Source organism: Erythrobacter oryzae (assembly GCF_030271515.1).
GTDB lineage: Bacteria > Pseudomonadota > Alphaproteobacteria > Sphingomonadales > Sphingomonadaceae > Erythrobacter > Erythrobacter oryzae.
Genome location: NZ_JASCXI010000005.1, coordinates 216,591 through 234,350, shown reverse-complemented (window position 1 = coordinate 234,350; position 17,760 = coordinate 216,591). Strand labels below are relative to the sequence as shown.

The following is a 17,760-nucleotide window of genomic DNA, read 5'->3' as shown; positions in this document are numbered from 1 at the left end:
ATTATTTATCTTATAAATAAGACTCAATCAAATGCCATCAGCGAAGTGCGCGCCCATGAAGATTGCCCGTATCGAGACCTTCCTGGTGCCGCCCCGCTGGCTGTTCGTCCGCATCGAGGCCGACGACGGCAGCGCCGGGTGGGGCGAGGCGAGCCTCGAGGGGCATGGCGAGGCAGTCGTCGGCGCCTTCGAGGCCCTGCGCGACCGCGTGATCGGCGCCGATCCGCGCGCCATCGAGGACATCTGGCAAGTGGGCTATCGCGGCGGGTTCTATCGCGGCGGGCCGGTGCTGATGTCGGCCATCGCCGGGCTCGACCAGGCGCTGTGGGACTGGAAGGGGCGGCATTACGGGCTGCCCGCCTACGAGATGCTCGGCGGGCGGGTGCGCGAGCGGGTGCGCGCCTATGCCTGGATCGGCGGCGACCGCCCCGACGATATCGCCGCCGCTGCCGCCGCTCGCCGCGCGCAGGGGTTCACCGCGGTCAAGATGAACGCGACCGCCGACGTCGCGATGCTCGCCGCACCGCGCTTTGCCGAGGTGATTGCACGCGTTCAGGCGGCGCAGGGCGAAGGCATGGAGGTAGCGCTCGATTTCCACGGGCGGCTGCACCGGCCGATGGCGAAGCAACTCGCCCGCGCGCTGGAACCTCTGGGGCTGTTGTTCATCGAGGAGCCGCTACTCTCCGAACATGCCGGGGCGCTGGGGCAGATCGCCGCGCTCACCTCCACCCCGATCGCGCTTGGAGAGCGGATGTATTCGCGCTGGGATTTCAGGCCGCTGCTGGAAGCGGGCGCGGTCGACGTGATCCAGCCCGATCTCAGCCACGCAGGCGGCCTCAGCGAATGCCGCCGCATCGCCGCCATGGCCGAGGCCTACGACGTCGCGGTCGCCCCGCACTGCCCGCTCGGGCCGCTGGCGCTGGGAGCCTGCCTGCAACTGGCCGCCTGCTCTCCCAATGTGGTGCTGCAGGAGATGTCGCTCGGCATCCATTACAACGAGGGTCACGACCTGCTCGAATTCATGACCGATCCGGCGGTGCTCACCCCGGTCGACGGCCACCTCGCCATTCCCGCCGGTCCCGGCCTCGGCATCGCCATCGACGAGACCCGCGTGCGCGCCGCTGCCGCCACCCCCCATCGCTGGCGCAACCCCGTGTGGCGCCACGCCGACGGAACGCTCGCCGAGTGGTGAGCGGGATCGCGCTTGCCTATTAAAGATGATTTATATTATTTATAGCGACGCAAGGGGCGCAATCGACTAATCTGCGTGATGGAACCACCGCCAGAAGAGCGGCGAGAACATGAAAAAAGGGGAGACGGAAATGCGTGCGATCACTTTGATGCGGTGTTCGGTTTCGGCCGCCGCGATTGTCCTGCTGGCGGGCGTAGCCCAGGCGCAGGAGGCATCTCCGCCCCTGGCCCAGCCCGCCGAGGCACCCGAAGAGCCCACCGGCGAGATCGTCGTCTCGGGCCTGCGCCAGTCGCTGGAGTCGATCCGCAACATCCGCCGCAACTCCGACGAGATCGTCGACGCCGTGGTGGCCGAGGACATCGCCAAGCTTCCCGATCTCAACACCGCCCAGATCGCCGCGCGCATTCCGGGGGTGCAGGTCTATCGGCAGGGGGGCGAGGCCTCCAACGTGCTGGTGCGCGGCCTGCCGAACTTCACCACCACCTATAACGGCCGCGAGATCTTCACCGCCGAGACGCGCATCGTCGCGCTTCAGGACTTCCCGGCAGCGAACGTCGCTGCGCTCGAGGTCTACAAGACCTCCGCCGCCGACCTGATCGAGCCGGGGCTGGCAGGCCTCGTCAACGTCCGCTCACGCCAACCATTGGATTTCGCCGACGGGCAGATCGCCGGATCGGTCTGGGGCCTCTACACCGTCCAGGCCGAGGAGGTGACGCCCAACTTCAACCTGCTCGCCACCAAGCGCTGGGACGTGGGCGACGGGGGCGAATTCGGGGTGCTGATCAATGCCTCGCGGGTCGAGATGACCTATCTCGACGCGGAAATCTCGAATACCGACTTCCTCCAGACCTTCCGCGACGGCGGGGCGGGCGTGCTGATCCCCGATGCGGGCGCGGGCACGGCGGCGCGCTTCCCCGATATCCAGCGCCTGTTCTACCGCTCGGGCAACCGCGTACGGCCCTCGGTGAACGCGGCGATCCAGTACAAGCCCAACCCCGATCTCGAATTCTATCTCGAGGGCCTGTGGCAGGGCTTCCGCAACAAGATCGACGACCGCCTGCTCGCCGCCGAGCTGTTCAACGGGGCGCAGGTGTCGAGCCTGCAATTCCGCGAGGGCACCAACATCGTCAGCGGCGGGACCGTAAACGGCCTGCCGGGCTCGCTGTTCTCGTTCCAGGGGGCGACCTACAACAAGACGGACACCTACCAGTTCGCGGGCGGGGTGAAGGCGACCTTCGACCGCTTGAACGTCAAGCTCGACATCGCCCGCACCGACAGCACCTTCACCGGATCGACCGAAAGCGTCGACCGGCGCTGGACCGCCGCGCCGGTGATCAACTTCGACACCGAGACCCCGGCGTTCGAGATCACCAATATCGACTTTTCCGACCCGAGCGCGCAGTTCTTCGACGGGCTGTTCGAGGAGAACCAGCGCTCGGCGGGCGATGACTGGCAGCTGCGCGGGGACTTCGAATATCTCGTCGACGGCACGCTCATCCGCTCGATCCAGGGCGGCCTGCGCTACACCGACCGCGACGCGGTGCGGCAATATGCCAACCGCTTCAGCCGCCCTGGCACGCCGACCAATGCGACCGCGCTGCCGGTCGAGTTCGAGGTGTTTCAGGGCGTCAATGTCGGCGGCACCTCGGTCTGGGCCGCGCCGACCTATGAGAGCATCCGCGAGAACATCGCTGCCATCCGCCAGCTGGTCGGCTTCGGCGCCGATCCGGTGGCGCGCAATCTGCTCTACACCGCTTCCGAGAAGAACTTTGCGGGCTATGGCCAGATCAACCTCGGTTCGGGCGACGTCGAGGGGACGGTGGGCCTGCGCTACACCCGCGTGAAGACCCGCGTCGCCGGGCCTGCGCCGACTGGCATTCCCGCGATCGATGAGGGCAACACCAACGAATCCTGGCTCCCCAACGCCAGCATCCGCGCACGCGTGACCCCCGAGATCCAGCTGCGCGCGGCGGTCTCCAAGACCCGCACCCTGCCGACCTTCGCCGACTTGAACCCCGCGCTGGTGCTCGGCGCGCCGCCGCCGGGGGGCGTGGGGACCGACAGCAACCCCTATCGCGGCTTCGGGGGCAACCCGTTCCTCGAGCCCTTTACCTCGTGGAACTTCGACGTCGCGGCCGAGTGGTATTTCGCCCCCGCCGGCTTCGTCTCGCTGACCGGCTTCCACCGCGCGGTCGACGGGTTCATCCAGCCCAACACCTTCCGCATCGACGATCCGACCCTCGGCGTCGTCGAGATCACCGGGCCGGTCAACACCGGGAAAGGCCGGATCACGGGGGCCGAATTGCAGGCGCAGGTCTTCGCCGATTTTGAGAGCCTGCCCGACTTTGCGCGCGGCTTCGGGGTGCAGGTCAATGTCACTTACATCGACGCCGAGACCCAGCAACCGGACGGTGCAGGCGGCCTCACCTACCAGCCGATCACCGATCAGCTGAACGGCGTGTCGCGCTGGAATGCCAACATCGTCGGCATCTACGAGCGCTACGGCCTCACCGCCCGCCTCGCCTATAACGACCGCTCGCGTTTCCGCGCGACGCAGCAGTTCCGGGGCGACGATGTCTATGTCGAGAACGCACGGCCCGCGGGGCGCCTCGACCTCTCGCTGTCCTACGACATCAACCCTAATTTCTCGCTGTTCGGCGACTGGACCAACATCACTCGCGAGCAGTTCCGGCAGGACTTCACCTCGGCCCGCAATGGCGCGCCCGAGGCCGAGTTCATCCGCTACCTGCGCGACGACGAGAGCACCCTGTCGCTCGGCTTCAGGTTCCGGTTCGGGCGTTAATCCGGCGAGGCGCGCAGGCTGGTGCCGATCACCGGCCTGCCGTCCGCATCCCAGCCGAGCGGGGCGATATACATCGCGCGGCCCTTGCGCGCGTTCTGGCACCCGCCGCGCGCGATGTGGGCGTGGAAGAGGATGTATTGCCGCCCCTTGTCGGTGAACACCGCCTGGTGCCCGGGGCCGCTGAGGCAACCTGCCTTGTGGTCGGCATAGGAGTAGAGGATCGGGTTCTCCGGCGCGTCAGTGCAAGGCCCGAGCGGCCCCTCGCAGGTGGCATAGCCCATCGCGTAGGGGCTGAGGCGCTGGTGCGGCTCCCAGCCGAAGTGGTTGGCGGAGTAGAACAGCACATAACCCTCCCCGCGCCGCACCATCGTCGGGCTTTCGATCACATGCGCTTCCCACGGCTGATCGTTGGCGAGCAGCGTGACCGCCTCGCCGGTGAGGCCGAGGCCGTCCGCCGTCATCGGCTGGACATAGATGTGCGTGGGCTTGCCGACCGCGTTCGCATCGGCCTTGTAGTAGAGATAAAGGCGCCCGTCGGCATCGCGGAAGGGGCTGGCGTCGATCGTGCCGCCCAGATCGCGCTGGCAGATCAGCGGCTCGGCCGCGTCGGAGTTGAAGGGGCCGAGCGGATCGACGCTGGCCGCGACCCCGGTGCACTGGCGCCCGCTCGCCTTCTCGCGGGCGGTGAAGAACAGGAGGTAGCGCCCGTCGAGTTCCATCACCTCGGGCGCCCAGGTCCAGCCGCGCTGCGCCCAGGCGGGCAGCACCGGCATGGCGTCATGCAGCCGCGCGCCGTCCTTCAGGGGCGCCCAGGTCACCAGATCCTCCGAGACCGCCATCTGGACATTGGCCTGATCGCGGTCCGCATTGGTCGCATAGGCGAGGTAGCGCCCCTGATGTGGCAGCACGAACGGATCGGGGAAGTTGGCACGGTAGACCGGGACGAAGGGCTCGGGCTCCTTGGAAGAGGCGGGCGCAGCAAGGCTCGCCGACGCGATGAGCGCGGCCAAAGCGGCAAGGACGGGTTTGCGCAAGCGGCACTCCTCGATCATGAACTGGCAGGCATGGCTTGCCTCCGGAATATTATCATATAAATGAGCGCACGATGAAGGAAACCCCCTCCGAGAGCCTGCCTCAGGGCGTCCACCGTCGGATCTTCGGCCACCTGCCCGATGGCCGCGCGGTCGAGGCGGTGACGCTGGTCAATACGCAAGGGGCCAGCGCGACCGTGATCGCCTACGGGGCGACCCTCCAGTCGATGATTGTGCCAAACCGCGAAGGGACGCTCGCCGACGTCACGCTCGGCCACGCAACGCTGGCCGAATATCTCGCCAACACCGCCTACTTCGGCTCGAGCGTCGGCCGGGTCGCAAACCGCATCGCGGGCGGGCGTTTCGTTCTGGATGGCGTGGCACATCAGGCCCCCTGCAATAACGGGCCGAACGCCCTCCACGGCGGCCCGGGCGGCTTCGACAAGGCGCTGTGGGAAATCGTCGCGGTCGGCGATGCGCCTGCGCCCTTCGTCCGCCTCGCCCACACCAGCCTGGACGGCGATCAGGGCTTTCCGGGGACCTTGCAGGTGACCGCCGAATATGCGCTGGGCGATGACGGTGCGCTGGCGATCACCTACCGCGCGAAGACCGACAGGCCGACGCTCGTCAACATGACCAACCACGCCTACTGGAACCTCGCGGGCGAGGGCGCTGCGGCGAGCGCGATGGATCATGTGCTGACCATCCCGGCCGAGCACTTCCTGCCGACCGACGAGACCGCGATCCCGACCGGCGATTTCGCCCCCGTCGCCGGCACGCCGTTCGATTTCCGCGAGCCGCGCGTGATCGGTGCGCACGTGCGCGACACGTGCCACGACCAGATCCGCATCGGCCGCGGCTATGACCACAACTGGGTGATCGCCCGCGAGCGCGCAGACGCGCCGCGTCTCCTCGCCCGCCTCGCGCATCCGCCATCGGGCCGGATGCTTGAGGTGCTTTCCACCGAGCCGGGGGTGCAATTCTATTCGGGCAATTTCCTCGACGGCAGCCTGATCGGCAAGCGGGGGCAGGCCTATGGCATGGGCGACGGCGTCGCGCTCGAACCGCAGATGTTCCCCGACACCCCCAACCGCCCAGAGTTCGGCTCGATCCGGCTGGAGCCTGGTGAGGAATATTGCCACCGCCTCGTCTTCGCCTTTTCGGCGGACGGCTGACTGGCAACAAAAAGCGCCGACGGCGGGGGCCGTCGACGCTCGGATATCGCATTGCGCGCTCAGGCTGCGGCGGGCTTGCGTTCACCGCCGGTCGCGGCAGCGTAGCTCTGCTCCATCTGCCGCATCTGCGCATGGCGCCACTGATCGTAGCTATAGTCGGCCTCTTCCTCGCGGCGACGCACCGCCATCAGCGTGAACTGCCCGGTCGAGGAGGTTTGATCCTGTGCCATAGTCTGCCTCTTTCCTGTGTAGCTAGCATCCGCCGCATAGGGCGGGAGAGGCACGCATTGTCGCACGCGAGGACGGCGGCGGTCCTATCATGCATCAGGGCCGGAAAGCCCCTTGTCCCCGCTGCGGCGCGGCTGGGCGGGGCGGGCATTGTCGAATGATGCATGCGCGTCCGAATCCCCCTGCCGAGGTCAATGCCCTGCGTTAGAGCGCCCCGCTCGTTTTGCGCCCACGCTGACCGCTCGACGCCAACGAGGAGCCCGTCATGCCCGCCAAATCGAAAGCGCAACAGAAAGCCGCCGGCGCCGCGTTGGCCGCCAAGCGCGGCGAACAGCCCAAGTCCAGCCTCAAGGGGGCATCGAAGGAGATGGAGAAATCCATGTCCGAGGACGCGCTCGAAGACCTTGCCGCCACCAAGCGCAAGGGCTTGCCTGCGCGCAAGGAATGAGCGCCCGCCGCAAGGCAAGGGCGCCTCGGCCCTGCGCGGGTCGATGCCTGACCTAGGTGAAGGTCGCCGCCCGCGGCGGCGCGCAAATTCGGGGTGCCAATCACAGGAGGAACACCCGATGGCAGACACTTTCCACACCGACGAAACCCGCGAGCTCATCGCTTCGAACAAGGTCGAAGGCACCGCTGTCTACGATCTCGAGGGCGAGCGCCTCGGATCGATCGCCAACTTCATGGTCGACAAGCGCTCGGGCAAGGTCGACTACGCCGTCATGCAGTTCGGCGGCTTCCTTGGGATAGGGGCCGACTACTACCCGATCCCCTGGTCGATGCTCACCTACAGCACCGACCACGGCGGCTATGTGGTCGACCTCGACAAGGACACGCTCGAGGACGCGCCGCGCTACGCGGACAACAACAACGAGCCCGACTACGACCAGACCTACAACCAGCAGGTCTATTCCTATTACGGCGTGACCTACTAAGGCCCGCGCCGTAGGCGGCCCCGCTCCGCCCCCGTTGGGCGGGGCCGCCATTACCCGTTGGGATCGAGCGTCTCTGCAACTTCCTCGGTCTTGCGTTCCGGCAAGGCGATCATCCCGAGGATGAACAGCGCGAACACCAGACAGATCGCGTTGGGGACGACCAGCGTCCATTCCCCCTTCATCATCCCGAACGTCGTCCATGCCGCAAAGGCGAGGCAGGTCAGCGCGAACATCGCGAGCGACAACCCCTCGGTCGAACGCTCGCGGATGATCTTCCACGCTTGCGGGGTGAAGCTCGCCACCGACGCGGTCGCGCCGACGGTCCCGATGATGGCGGTCCAGTCGATCGCCATCGCGTCAGCTGCCCACGATGATGCCGCCATTGGGATGCAGCACCTGCCCCGTCATGTAACTCGCATCATCGCAGGCGAGGAACAGGAAGCACGGCGCGACCTCGTTGGGCTGGCCGGGCCGGCCCATCGGGGTGCTCTGGCCGAAGGTTGCAAGCTTCTCCTTGCTCGCCCCTCCGAACGGATTGAGCGGTGTCCAGATCGGCCCCGGCGCGACGCCGTTCACCCGGATGCCCTTTTCGGCGAGGTTCTGCGAGAGCGAGCGGGTGAAGGCCGTGATCGCGCCCTTGGTGGCGGAATAGTCGAGCAGCTCCTCGGCGCCCTCGTACATCGTCACCGAGGTGCAGTTGATGATGCTCGCGCCCTTGCCGAGGTAGGGCATCGCCGCCTGCACCATGTAGAACATGCCGTAGACATTGGTCTGGAAGGTGCGCTTCAGCTGCTTCTTCGTGATCTCGGTCACATCCTTGTCGGGATGCTGCTCGCCGGCATTGTTGACGAGGATGTCGAGCCGTCCGAACTTGCGGATCGCGAGGTCGACGATCTCCTTGCAATGATCGCGCTCGCCGATGTCGCCGGCGATGGTGACGGCACGCGCGCCTTCGTCCTCGACCATTTCGGCGGTGGCCATCGCGTCTTCCTCTTCCTCGAGGTGAGAGATGACGATGTCGGCCCCCTCGCGTGCGAACAGCACCGCGACCGCGCGGCCGATTCCGCTATCGCCGCCGGTGACGATCGCGACCTTGCCCTCCAGCCGCCCGCTGCCGGGGTAACGCGGCTCCCAATCGGGCTTGGGATGAAGGTCGGCCTCGAGGCCGGGCTGCGGGGTGTCTTCGAGCTTGGAGACGGTCTTGGACATGGGAGAGGTTCCTTGTGTGGGGGGAGGTCAGGAGAGGGAGAGGTCAAGCACCAGCATCAGCGTCAGGCCCGCCAGCAGCGCGGGGTTGGCCGATCCGTGGGCCATATGGCGGCGGGTGTGGGGGATGATCTCGGCGGCGACGACGAACAGCATCGCGCCCGCCGCAAAGCCGAGCGCCCAGGGGAGGATCGCGGCCGAAGCCCCCGCGATGGTGACGCCGAAGGCGGCGCCGAGCGGCTCGATCAGCCCGGTCGCCAGCGCCGCCGCCGCGCAGCGCTTGCGGCTCCAGCCGAGGCTGGCGAGGAGCGCCGCGACCGCGAGCCCTTCGGGAATGTTCTGGAGGCCGATCGCGATCATCGTCCCCCAGCCGAGCTGCGGGTCGCCGCCCATGAAGGAGAGGCCTACGGCCATGCCCTCGGGCAGATTGTGCAGGGTGATCGCCAGCACGAACAGCGCGATGCGGCGCTCGTCGGGCGCGGCGGGCCAGAAGCGGCTCCGGGCGGCGAGCGTATCGGTCCACACGCCCAACCACGCCATCGCCGCCGCGCCGAGCCACAGCGCGATTCCCACACTTATTCCGGCAGCGACGAGCGAGGCCCCTCCGCCGCGCAATTGCGCAAAGGCGGGGAGGATGAGCGAGGCGAAGGCGGCAGCGATCATCACCCCGGCGGCAAAGCCGATCAGCAGGTTCTGCCGCCGCGCATCGGGCGCACCCGAAACCGCGACAAGCAATCCGCCGAGGCCGGTCATGGCCCCGGCGAGCAGGCTCGCCGCAATTCCGAGGAACGCCGCCGACATCGTCATTCGGCGTCGGCGCTACCGAGTTCGGCTCCGGTCATCGGATCGCTATCCGGATCGGAGGCGGTACGTGTCGCAAGCGCCTTGAGGGTTTCGAGCTGGCTGGGCGGGAGCGAGACCTTGGCCGTCCCCTCGCCGCCGTCGAGCGGCTGCATCGCTTCATCGCCGTCGAGCCGCTCCCATTCCGGGCCGCTGTTCCACGGGCCGTCCACGTCGCCCGGCCCGGTCGAGAGGTTGATGTAGAGCGAATCAAATTCCGGCATCCCGGCAAGGCGGCCCGGGGGGAAGTTGTCGTCGATCGCATAGAGCGCCTTCTCGAAGCTCTTCTGGTGCGCGATCTCGCGGGTCATGAGGAAGCCGAGGGCGTCCTTGATGCCGGGATCGTCGGTGATCGCGATCAGGCGTTCGTAGACGATCTTGGCGCGGCTCTCGGCGGCGATGTTCGACCTTAGGTCGCAGGTCGGATCGCCACGCGAATCGATATAGGCCGCGGTCCACGGCACGCCCGAAGAATTGGTCAGCGCAGGCCCGCCGCCATAGAGGATCGTCTGGGTGTGGCTGTTCCCGCCCGCAGTCAGCGACCGGTAGAGTTCGGCCTCCTCAAGCGCGGCCTCGGCCAGATCGCCCTTGGCGCCCTTGTTGAGCATGGCGACGATCGAGCCGATCACCTCGAGGTGGCTGAGCTCCTCGGTCGCGATGTCGAGCAGCAGATCCTTGCGCCCCGGATCCTCCTCGGCAAGGCCTTGGGTGAAATAGCGCATCGCCGCGGCCAGCTCCCCATCGGGTCCGCCGAACTGTTCGAGCAGGAGCGAGGCCAGCGCCGGGTTCGGCTCGGACACGCGGACGGTGTATTGCAGGCGCTTGTTATGACTGAACATGATCTATCCTCTCGAAACGGTAGTGTCGCCTGACCGGATCACCGGCTCACCGGTGATGTTGCGGCGATCATTGCGGCGGTCGGGCGGGACGAGATCGCTCTGGCGGGGCATCCGTATATAACTAATGACACTCACGACCAGCGGCACAGCGAGTATCCAGAACGGCAGAGCGTTCGTAATCCAAGAATTGTCCATGAATAGTACTCCGGATACGACGAACATTCTTCGCTCGTCCGTTGCATCAAGACTGGATGCTGCTGCGGCGATACCCCATAACATGGGTTCGCAATCCGCAGTCTTTCAGGCTTATTTGCTGAACTTCACATAGGTAAGACTGAAAGCGGGCAGGACAGGCTAGTCGGGGATGTCGCCCCCAGGCGACGCCGCCCGTGCGAATCCTGACGCCGGCGGCCACTCCCGAACCGGAAGGCACCGCCCGCCATGTATCGCTCGTCCGAAACCAATACCCCTGCCCGCTCGCCGTCCGGACGCCCCGCCCTGGTCTGCTTTTCCCACCTGCGCTGGAATCTCGTGTTCCAGCGCCCGCAGCACATCATGACGCGGCTCGCGGACCAGTTCGACGTGACCTATTGGGAGGAGCCGCGCGTCGATGCCGCCTGCCGCGCGCCCCGGCTCGAGCGCGAGGTGCTGGCAGAGGGCCTCGCCCGCGTCGTGCCGGTGCTGCCTGCCGGGCTCGATGCGGGCGAGACCGATTACGCGCTGCGCGGCCTGCTCCACGAGATCCTGGCCGAAGACACCGCCCCGCGCGTGTTCTGGTATTACACCCCGATGATGCTCGGCTTCAGCGTGGGCGCGCACGCCGACGTGGTCGTCTACGACTGCATGGACGAGCTCGCCAATTTCGCCTTCGCCCCCACCGACATCGCCGCGCGCGAGGGTGCCTTGCTGGCGCGCGCCGACATCGTGCTTTGCGGCGGGCGGAGCCTCTATGCCGCGCGCGCCGGGCGGCACCGCAACATCCACTGCATCCCCTCGGGCGTCGACATCGCCCATTTCGCGCGCGGTGCCGACGGCGTGCCGGACCCGGCCGATCAGGCCGGGCTCCCCCGCCCCCGCCTCGGCTTCTACGGCGTGATCGACGAGCGCATGGACCTGGCGCTGCTCGAGGCGGCGGCAAGAGCGCGGCCCGACTGGTCTTTCGTGATGGTCGGCCCGGTGGTGAAGATCGCCGCAGCCGATCTGCCGCACGCGCCCAACATCCACTGGCTGGGCGGCAAGGACTATGCCGAGCTCCCCGCCTACGCTGCCGGGTGGGACATCGCGCTGATGCCCTTCGCGCGCAATGCCGCGACCGATTTCATCAGCCCGACCAAGACCCCCGAATACATGGCCGCCGGGCTCCCCGTGGTCTCGACCGCGATCCGCGACGTGGTGGCGGATTACGGCCACCTCGACGCGGTCAGGATCGCCGATGAGCCGGCCGCTTTCGTCGCGCAGTGCGAAGACCTCCTCAGCGCCACCGAAGCCGTGCGGGAAGGCTGGCGGGCCGAGGCGCGCGATTGTTTTGCCGACAAGAGCTGGGACGGCATCGCCAGCCGCATCGCAAGGAAGCTCGAAACCGCGCTGGTGACGTCGCAGGTCTCGACCATCGTCGCGACCGGCAGCAACGCCGGGACCAGCCCGCGCCATTACGACGTTCTGGTGGTCGGCGCCGGCTTTGCCGGATCGGTCATGGCCGAACGGATCGCCAGCGAGTCGGGCCGTTCGGTGCTGGTGATCGACAAGCGCGATCACATCGCGGGCAATGCCTTCGACCACCGCGATGTAGCGGGCATCCTCGTCCACAAATACGGACCGCACATCTTCCACACCAACAGCCGCGAGATCCTCGACTACCTCTCGCGCTTCACCCGCTGGCGACCCTACGAGCACCGCGTGCTCGCCTCGGTCGAGGGGCTGCAAGTGCCGATGCCGATCAACCGCACGACGCTGAACCAGCTCTACGGCCTCGACCTTGCGACCGATACCGAGGCGGAGGCCTATCTGGCGTCGGTGGCGGTTCCCGTTCCGCAGGTGCGCAGCTCGCGCGACCAGGTCGTCTCGCAGGTCGGCGAGGATCTCTACGCCAAGTTCTTCGAGGGCTACACCCGCAAGCAGTGGGGCGTCGATCCGAGCCAACTCGACAAGTCGGTCGCCGCGCGCGTCCCGGCGCGGACTAACACCGATGACCGCTACTTCACTGACACGTTCCAGTGCATGCCCGCCGAGGGCTACACCGCGATGTTCGCGCGGATGCTCGACGAGCCGCGCATCACGGTGATGACCGGCACGGGGTTTGAAGATCTGCCCGACGGGATCACCTGGGACCACCTCGTCTGGAGCGGGCCGATCGACGAATATTTCGGGCACCGGCTGGGCAAGCTCCCCTACCGCTCGCTGCGCTTCGAGCACGAGACCCTGCCGTGCGAGCAGGCGCAGCCGGTGGCGGTGGTGAACTACCCGAACGAGGCGGTGCCCTACACCCGGATCACCGAATACAAGCACCTCACCGGCCAGCACGCCCCGCTCACCAGCATCACCCGGGAATATCCGGCGGCCGAGGGCGATCCCTATTACCCGATCCCCAACGACGAGGCGCAGGCGCTCTACAAGCGTTACGACGCGCTGGCGCGGAACTGCGACAATGTCACCTTCGTCGGCAGGCTCGCGACCTATCGCTACTACAACATGGACCAGATCGTCGGCCAGGCGCTCGCCACATGGCGCCGTCTCGACGCGCGCTGGCGCAACGAGGCGGTGGCCGGACGCGGGACGGTGGCGGCGGAGTGAAACGAAAAGGGTCGCAGGCTGCACAAGGCAGACTGCGACCCAAACGGCTACCTCGGGGGCCGACTGTCAGGCCCTAAGCGCGACCTTCTCCGGCTGCGGCAGGCTGCCGGACTTGGCCTGTTCCTGAAGCTGCTGCTTCAGCGCCGCCATCTCCTGCCCGAGCGCGTCAAGGTCGATATCGGTCTTGCGAACCTGCGCGAACATGCTGCCGCGCTGGCGCTCTTCCTCGTAGACGTGGTGCTCGACCTGTTCCTTGAGCACGCTCACCTTGGCCTCGTAGAATTCCTCACCCGGTTCGGCTGTCATCAGCGAGAGGATCAACGCCTTGGCGCTGTCGTGCTCGACCTGCGCCTCGTCCATCATGTCGTCTTCGACCGCGTCGCGCACGGCGGGGTAGAAGACCTGCTCCTCGACCATCGCGTGGATCGTCAGTTCCTCGCAGATCTGGCGCACGATCTTCGCCTGCACCGAGGCGCTGCGGGCATTGTCGTATTTCTCGAACAATGCCTCGACTGTGCGGTGATCGTCGGCGAGCATCCGGAGCGCGTCGCGTTGCGGCTGTTTGGCCATGGGATTCTCCTTCTTTTCGGGGTTCAGGCGACCATCACGCCGGCCATGTTCATCGCGCGGGTGAGCTTGCGGTTCTCGTCGTCCGACAGCCGCTCGCGCAGTGCCGGGAAGAGCACGTCCTCCTCCTCGCGCATGTGCTCCTCCAGCGCGCCGCGAAGCTGCGCCAGCGTCGTGGCGAAGGCGGGGTCGGTCTTGTCCATGCGGGTCAGCTCGAAGAGCATTGCCTTGACCTCGCCGTGCTCCTTGTTGAGCTCGCCCGCCGCATCGCCCGCCTCGCGCGCGATCATCGGGTAGATGACGTTCTCTTCCTGAAGCGCGTGCTTGGCGATCATGTGCTTGATCGCGTTGAGCTGCATCGTGCGGCTGCCGGGATGATCGGCCGACGTCGCCATCAGCTTGTCGATCGCCGCCAGCGTCGCCTCGTGTTCGCGGGTGAGCCCCTCGCACCAGTCGCGCGCCATCGCGGTCGGGGCCTGGGTGAGGGCCTTGCGCCCGAGATTGGCGAGGGCGGCAACCCCGGCGGTGACCAGCACGCTTCTGGCGGTGGTGGCGATGATGCCGGCGGCGGGGGAACGAGAACTGCGGGGCACGGGCTTCTCCTCGGGCATGGCCGACCATGGGCCGGATGGAACGATGCTCCCTTGTCGCCCTCGCCCGCGGCCGCGGCACGTGCCTATGTTACTGCCCGATGATGCAGCCCGGACGGATTGCCGCCACTACCGGTTGAAGTGCAGGTAGTTGTCGTTGAACATCGAGACCCGCTTCAGCCGGTCGAGATCGACGATCCTGAGTTGCCGGTCCGACAGCTCGATCAGCCCCTCGCGGCGCATTTCCTGCACCGTGCGGTTCATGTGCACGAGGCTGAGCCCGTTCGCCTCGGCGAGGTGGTTCTGGGTGATCGGCAGGTCGAAGCCCGTCCCCGTCGCCAGCCCCACCGCCTTGAGGCGATAGTAGAGCTCGACGAAGAGGTGCCCCAGCCGTTCGAGCGGCGAGCGTTGGCCGATCGACAGCAGCCACTCGCGCTGGATCGCGGCCGAGACCATCTCGTGCCACAGCAGCGCGCGCAGCAGATGCGGGCGCGCGTCGATCACGTCCTGAAACTGCTGCGGCTGGATCTCGTAGTAGCGCACCGCCGTCAGCGCGCCGATCGAGTGGTCGAGCGCGGACAGGATGTAGATGTTGAGATCGCAGAAATCGCCCGGCAGAAAGAAGCCGACGATCTGGCGCCGCCCGTCGGGCAGGTCCTTGTAACGGCACGCCCAGCCTGAAATCAGCAGGCGGATGACGGTCGGGTTCTCGCCCTCGCGCGCGATATCGCTGCGCGCCTCGGCGTGGCACACCGGCCCCGTCTCGAGCTTGGCGAGCGCGCGGCGATCGGCTTCCTCGAGCGGCATATAGCGCGCAAGGAGACGGAACAGGGGCTCGATCCCTGCGGCAGTCAGTGTCGGCATCGTCGTCATTCCCCGGCTAGGACGGGCTGGGAGCCCGGCATCATCAAGAAGAACACGCGTGCGATGACACTAACCGAGGTGACTTTCATGGCCAGCAAACTTGCGTTTGCCCGACAGGGAAACGCGGCAGCCCGAGCAGGGCGGCCCGAGCACGATCAATAGGTTGCAGGCGGATCGCTGGCGGGGAAGCTCTGGTCGCTGGCCTCGTCGACCTTGTTCCAGTCTCCGCGCGGGGGATCGCGCATCGCCTCGGGGCCGGCATCGCGCACGGGTTGCGGCCCGTGGGCGGGCTGACCGTCGGCAAAGGCGGCGCTGTGCGGGCCATCACCGCTGCCCTTGCGCCGCGTGAGGACGTAGGCACCGGCACCCAGGGCCAGCAAAGTGAGGATCATGCGCATGGGGGGAATCTCCGCTGAATGGGTCTTCCCGCCTGCGCCCCTCTGCCCTTTGCGTCCCTATCCTGATTTAGCACACCGCCAAGGGCTTTCGGCCCATGTAACATATGTTAATCAGCTTTTAGAACGCGGTCTTATGGTGGCGGACAGCGCGAAAGCAGAGGGCATGGCCGAATACTCTTCCGAGACCGACGACAGCCTGTTCCGCGCCGCGTTCGACGCGCTCCCGGATGCGGCCTGCATCTTCGAGCCCGTCGGCGCGCCGGGCGAAGCTGTGACCGACTGGCGCTATCTCGCCATCAATCCGACCTTGCGCGCGATGTTCGCGACCGAGGATCTGGCCGGCCAGACCCTTGGCCAGCACTTTCCCGGGATGCTGGCACATTGGACGGCCGATCTGGAACGCGTGATCCTCGGCGACACGCCGGAAGTGCTCGTGCGCGAAGGCGCCCAGAGCCCAACCGTCTATGAGGTCATCCTGACACCTCTGCGCTACGCCGGGCGCCGTGCGCTCATGGCCCGCATCCGCGACATGACGAGCGAGCACCAGGCCCGCGAAAAGCGGCGCGAGGCCGATGCGCGCTACAAGCAGCTGTTCGATGCCATCGACGAAGGCTTCTGCGTCATCGAGGTGCTGTTCGATGCCGACAACCGCCCGGTCGACTACCTGTTCATCGAGGGCAACGACGCCTTTGTCGAGCAGTCCGGCCTCACCGACCCGGTCGGCAAGACCATGCGCTCGCTCCAGCCCGACATCGAGGACAAGTGGATCGCCACCTACGGCCGCATCGCGCTGACCGGCGAGGCCGAGCGGTTCGAGAGCGAATCGGCGGCGCTCGATCGCTGGTTCGACGTCTTCGCCTTCCCGATCGGCGAGACCGCACCCTACACGCTCGGGATCCTGTTCGAGGACATCGGCAAGCGCAAGGCGATGGAGCTCGCCCTGCGGCATAGCGAGAACCGGCTCCAGTCGCTGATCGAGGCGACCTCGGACCTGATCTTCCGGATGAACCCCGAAGGCACGCTGATGGAACAGCTCGGCGGCAAGAGCCTGCTGGGCGAGGTCGACGGCGCCAGCGACTGGATCGAAGGCTTCGTCGCCCCGGCCGACCGTGCTGCCGTGCGCAAGGCGGTCGACGACGCGCTTGCCGTCAGCGAGCCGATCGAGATCGAGCACCGCTACATCCGCCCCGACGGCGAGATCGGCTGGCTCTATTCGCGCGCCGTTCCGGTGTCCGGCGAAGACCGCAAGGTCACCGAATGGTTCGGCATGGCGACCGACATCACCAGCCGCCGCAACACCGAACGCGAGCTGGCCCACGGCGCGCAGATGCTGCGGGTGGCGAGCGAGATCGGCAGGGTCGGCCTGTGGGACTGGAACGTCGAGACCGGGGAGATCACCTGGTCGGACGAGCATTACCGCATGATGGGCTACGAACCCGGCGAGGTCGTCCCGACCTACGAATTGTGGGAAGAACGCGTCCATCCCGAAGACCGCGAAGCCACCGATGTGCGGGTCAACGCGGCGATGGAGAGCGGGCAGGACTACATCAACGAATACCGCGTCTGCCGCCCCGATGGCGAAGTCGTGTGGCTGTCGTCGCGCGGGCGCTTCCTTTATGACGAGCAGGGCAAGCCGGTGCGCATGCTCGGCGCGATGATCGACATGACCCAGCGCCGGCGCGAAGAGGAATGGCAGCGGCTGCTCGTCGCCGAATTGCAGCACCGGGTGAGGAACCTCATCGGCATGGTCCGCTCGGTCGCGCGGCTCTCGGCCCCCAGCCACCGCCATGTCGACGAATATGTCGATCACCTGATCGGCCGCTTGCAGGCGATGGGCCGCACCCAGAGCACCCTCACCCGCTCGCCCGGGCGCAATGTCGACCTGTCCGAACTGGTGCGCGAGGAGCTGCTGGTCCACGCCGTCCAGGACGACAAATGCCATGTCGAGGGGCCGGAAATCGCGCTCTCCCCCCACGCGGCGGAGATCGTGACGCTGGCGATCCACGAACTCGCCACCAATTCGATCAAATACGGCGCGCTCGGCGATACCGGCTATATCCGGATCGTGTGGGCCACCGAGGATCGCGGCGACAAGCAATGGCTTACCCTGCGCTGGCAGGAACGGGCGCAGCTGCGCAAGACCAAGCAGAACCGCAAGGGCTTCGGCCGCAAGCTGATCGAGGAACGCGTGCCTTACGAGCTGCAGGGGACGGGGCGCTTCAATGTCCACGACACCGGCGTCCTCGTCGAACTCGAATTCCCGCTGGTCGACGCCGGCAGCATTCTCGATCCGCGATCCTGACGG

At 66.9% G+C, this 17,760-nt stretch carries 17 protein-coding genes; 7 read left to right on the top strand and 10 right to left on the bottom strand.

Translation table 11 applies throughout. From position 1 onward, the window contains the following. Positions 1–55: 55 nt before the first annotated feature. Both dgoD and PFX90_RS16905 read left to right on the top strand, forming a co-directional pair. Positions 56–1,192: a galactonate dehydratase gene (dgoD, locus tag PFX90_RS16910; protein WP_285713867.1), complete on the top strand. Its 1,137-nt coding sequence runs from the start codon at positions 56–58 to the stop codon at positions 1,190–1,192. A 130-nt stretch (positions 1,193–1,322) separates the two neighbouring features. Next, positions 1,323–3,995, top strand: coding sequence for a TonB-dependent receptor (locus PFX90_RS16905; RefSeq protein WP_285713866.1), 2,673 nt, complete (start codon positions 1,323–1,325; stop codon positions 3,993–3,995). On the opposite strand, the gene PFX90_RS16900 is transcribed toward PFX90_RS16905, so the two are convergent. Beyond that, on the bottom strand, positions 3,992–5,029 hold the full coding sequence (locus tag PFX90_RS16900; protein ID WP_285713864.1) for a glycoside hydrolase family 43 protein: 1,038 nt from the start codon (positions 5,027–5,029) through the stop codon (positions 3,992–3,994). The two genes, PFX90_RS16905 and PFX90_RS16900, sit on opposite strands and share 4 nt — an antisense overlap. A gap of 71 nt (positions 5,030–5,100) precedes the next feature. Here PFX90_RS16900 and PFX90_RS16895 point away from each other — a divergent pair, with 71 nt between their 5' ends. Continuing rightward, entirely contained in the window at positions 5,101–6,201 is a 1,101-nt protein-coding gene (locus tag PFX90_RS16895; protein WP_285713863.1) for an aldose epimerase family protein, read from the top strand. Between the two features lie 59 nt (positions 6,202–6,260). Here the strand turns inward: PFX90_RS16895 and PFX90_RS16890 are convergent, their stop codons facing one another. After that, positions 6,261–6,431, bottom strand: a complete 171-nt coding sequence (locus PFX90_RS16890) for a hypothetical protein (protein ID WP_285713862.1) — start codon at positions 6,429–6,431, stop codon at positions 6,261–6,263. A 263-nt stretch (positions 6,432–6,694) separates the two neighbouring features. Here PFX90_RS16890 and PFX90_RS16885 point away from each other — a divergent pair, with 263 nt between their 5' ends. Both PFX90_RS16885 and PFX90_RS16880 read left to right on the top strand, forming a co-directional pair. Further along, positions 6,695–6,877 (top strand): DUF3008 family protein, encoded by a 183-nt coding sequence (locus tag PFX90_RS16885; RefSeq protein WP_285713861.1) that lies wholly within the window; start codon positions 6,695–6,697, stop codon positions 6,875–6,877. Positions 6,878–6,995: 118 nt separating this feature from the next. Beyond that, on the top strand, positions 6,996–7,361 hold the full coding sequence (locus PFX90_RS16880) for a PRC-barrel domain-containing protein (RefSeq protein ID WP_285713858.1): 366 nt from the start codon (positions 6,996–6,998) through the stop codon (positions 7,359–7,361). A gap of 50 nt (positions 7,362–7,411) precedes the next feature. Here the strand turns inward: PFX90_RS16880 and PFX90_RS16875 are convergent, their stop codons facing one another. The 4 genes from PFX90_RS16875 to PFX90_RS16860 are packed head-to-tail and all read right to left on the bottom strand — an operon-like array spanning position 7,412 to position 10,246. Next, positions 7,412–7,744: a SemiSWEET family sugar transporter gene (locus tag PFX90_RS16875; RefSeq protein WP_285713857.1), complete on the bottom strand. Its 333-nt coding sequence runs from the start codon at positions 7,742–7,744 to the stop codon at positions 7,412–7,414. Beyond that, complete coding sequence (locus PFX90_RS16870; RefSeq protein WP_285713856.1) at positions 7,719–8,570, bottom strand: glucose 1-dehydrogenase; 852 nt, start codon at positions 8,568–8,570, stop codon at positions 7,719–7,721. Before PFX90_RS16870 ends, PFX90_RS16875 begins: the two co-directional genes overlap by 26 nt. Before the next feature lie 27 nt (positions 8,571–8,597). Then, a complete protein-coding gene (locus PFX90_RS16865; protein ID WP_285713855.1) occupies positions 8,598–9,374 on the bottom strand; it encodes a ZIP family metal transporter in 777 nt (258 codons plus the stop codon). Beyond that, the gene (locus PFX90_RS16860) at positions 9,371–10,246 is read right to left on the bottom strand and encodes a manganese catalase family protein (protein WP_285713854.1); all 876 of its coding nucleotides are present in this window, start codon (positions 10,244–10,246) and stop codon (positions 9,371–9,373) included. Before PFX90_RS16860 ends, PFX90_RS16865 begins: the two co-directional genes overlap by 4 nt. 441 nt (positions 10,247–10,687) lie before the next feature. Here PFX90_RS16860 and glf point away from each other — a divergent pair, with 441 nt between their 5' ends. Further along, the gene (gene glf, locus PFX90_RS16855; RefSeq protein WP_285713853.1) at positions 10,688–13,036 is read left to right on the top strand and encodes a UDP-galactopyranose mutase; all 2,349 of its coding nucleotides are present in this window, start codon (positions 10,688–10,690) and stop codon (positions 13,034–13,036) included. A 66-nt stretch (positions 13,037–13,102) separates the two neighbouring features. Here the strand turns inward: glf and PFX90_RS16850 are convergent, their stop codons facing one another. The 4 genes from PFX90_RS16850 to PFX90_RS16835 all read right to left on the bottom strand — a co-directional run bounded on the left by PFX90_RS16850 (position 13,103) and on the right by PFX90_RS16835 (position 15,455). Beyond that, positions 13,103–13,606 carry a hemerythrin domain-containing protein gene (locus PFX90_RS16850; protein ID WP_285713852.1) on the bottom strand — a complete coding sequence of 168 codons (504 nt, stop codon included), beginning with the start codon at positions 13,604–13,606 and terminating at the stop codon, positions 13,103–13,105. A 23-nt stretch (positions 13,607–13,629) separates the two neighbouring features. After that, positions 13,630–14,196 carry a hemerythrin domain-containing protein gene (locus PFX90_RS16845; RefSeq protein ID WP_285713851.1) on the bottom strand — a complete coding sequence of 189 codons (567 nt, stop codon included), beginning with the start codon at positions 14,194–14,196 and terminating at the stop codon, positions 13,630–13,632. A 126-nt stretch (positions 14,197–14,322) separates the two neighbouring features. Next, positions 14,323–15,057: a Crp/Fnr family transcriptional regulator gene (locus PFX90_RS16840; RefSeq protein WP_285713850.1), complete on the bottom strand. Its 735-nt coding sequence runs from the start codon at positions 15,055–15,057 to the stop codon at positions 14,323–14,325. 155 nt (positions 15,058–15,212) lie between these two features. Then, complete coding sequence (locus PFX90_RS16835; RefSeq protein ID WP_285713848.1) at positions 15,213–15,455, bottom strand: hypothetical protein; 243 nt, start codon at positions 15,453–15,455, stop codon at positions 15,213–15,215. Positions 15,456–15,618: 163 nt separating this feature from the next. Between PFX90_RS16835 and PFX90_RS16830 the strand changes: the two genes are divergently transcribed. After that, positions 15,619–17,757, top strand: a complete 2,139-nt coding sequence (locus tag PFX90_RS16830; protein WP_285713847.1) for a PAS domain-containing sensor histidine kinase — start codon at positions 15,619–15,621, stop codon at positions 17,755–17,757. The last annotated feature ends 3 nt before the right edge of the window (positions 17,758–17,760 follow it).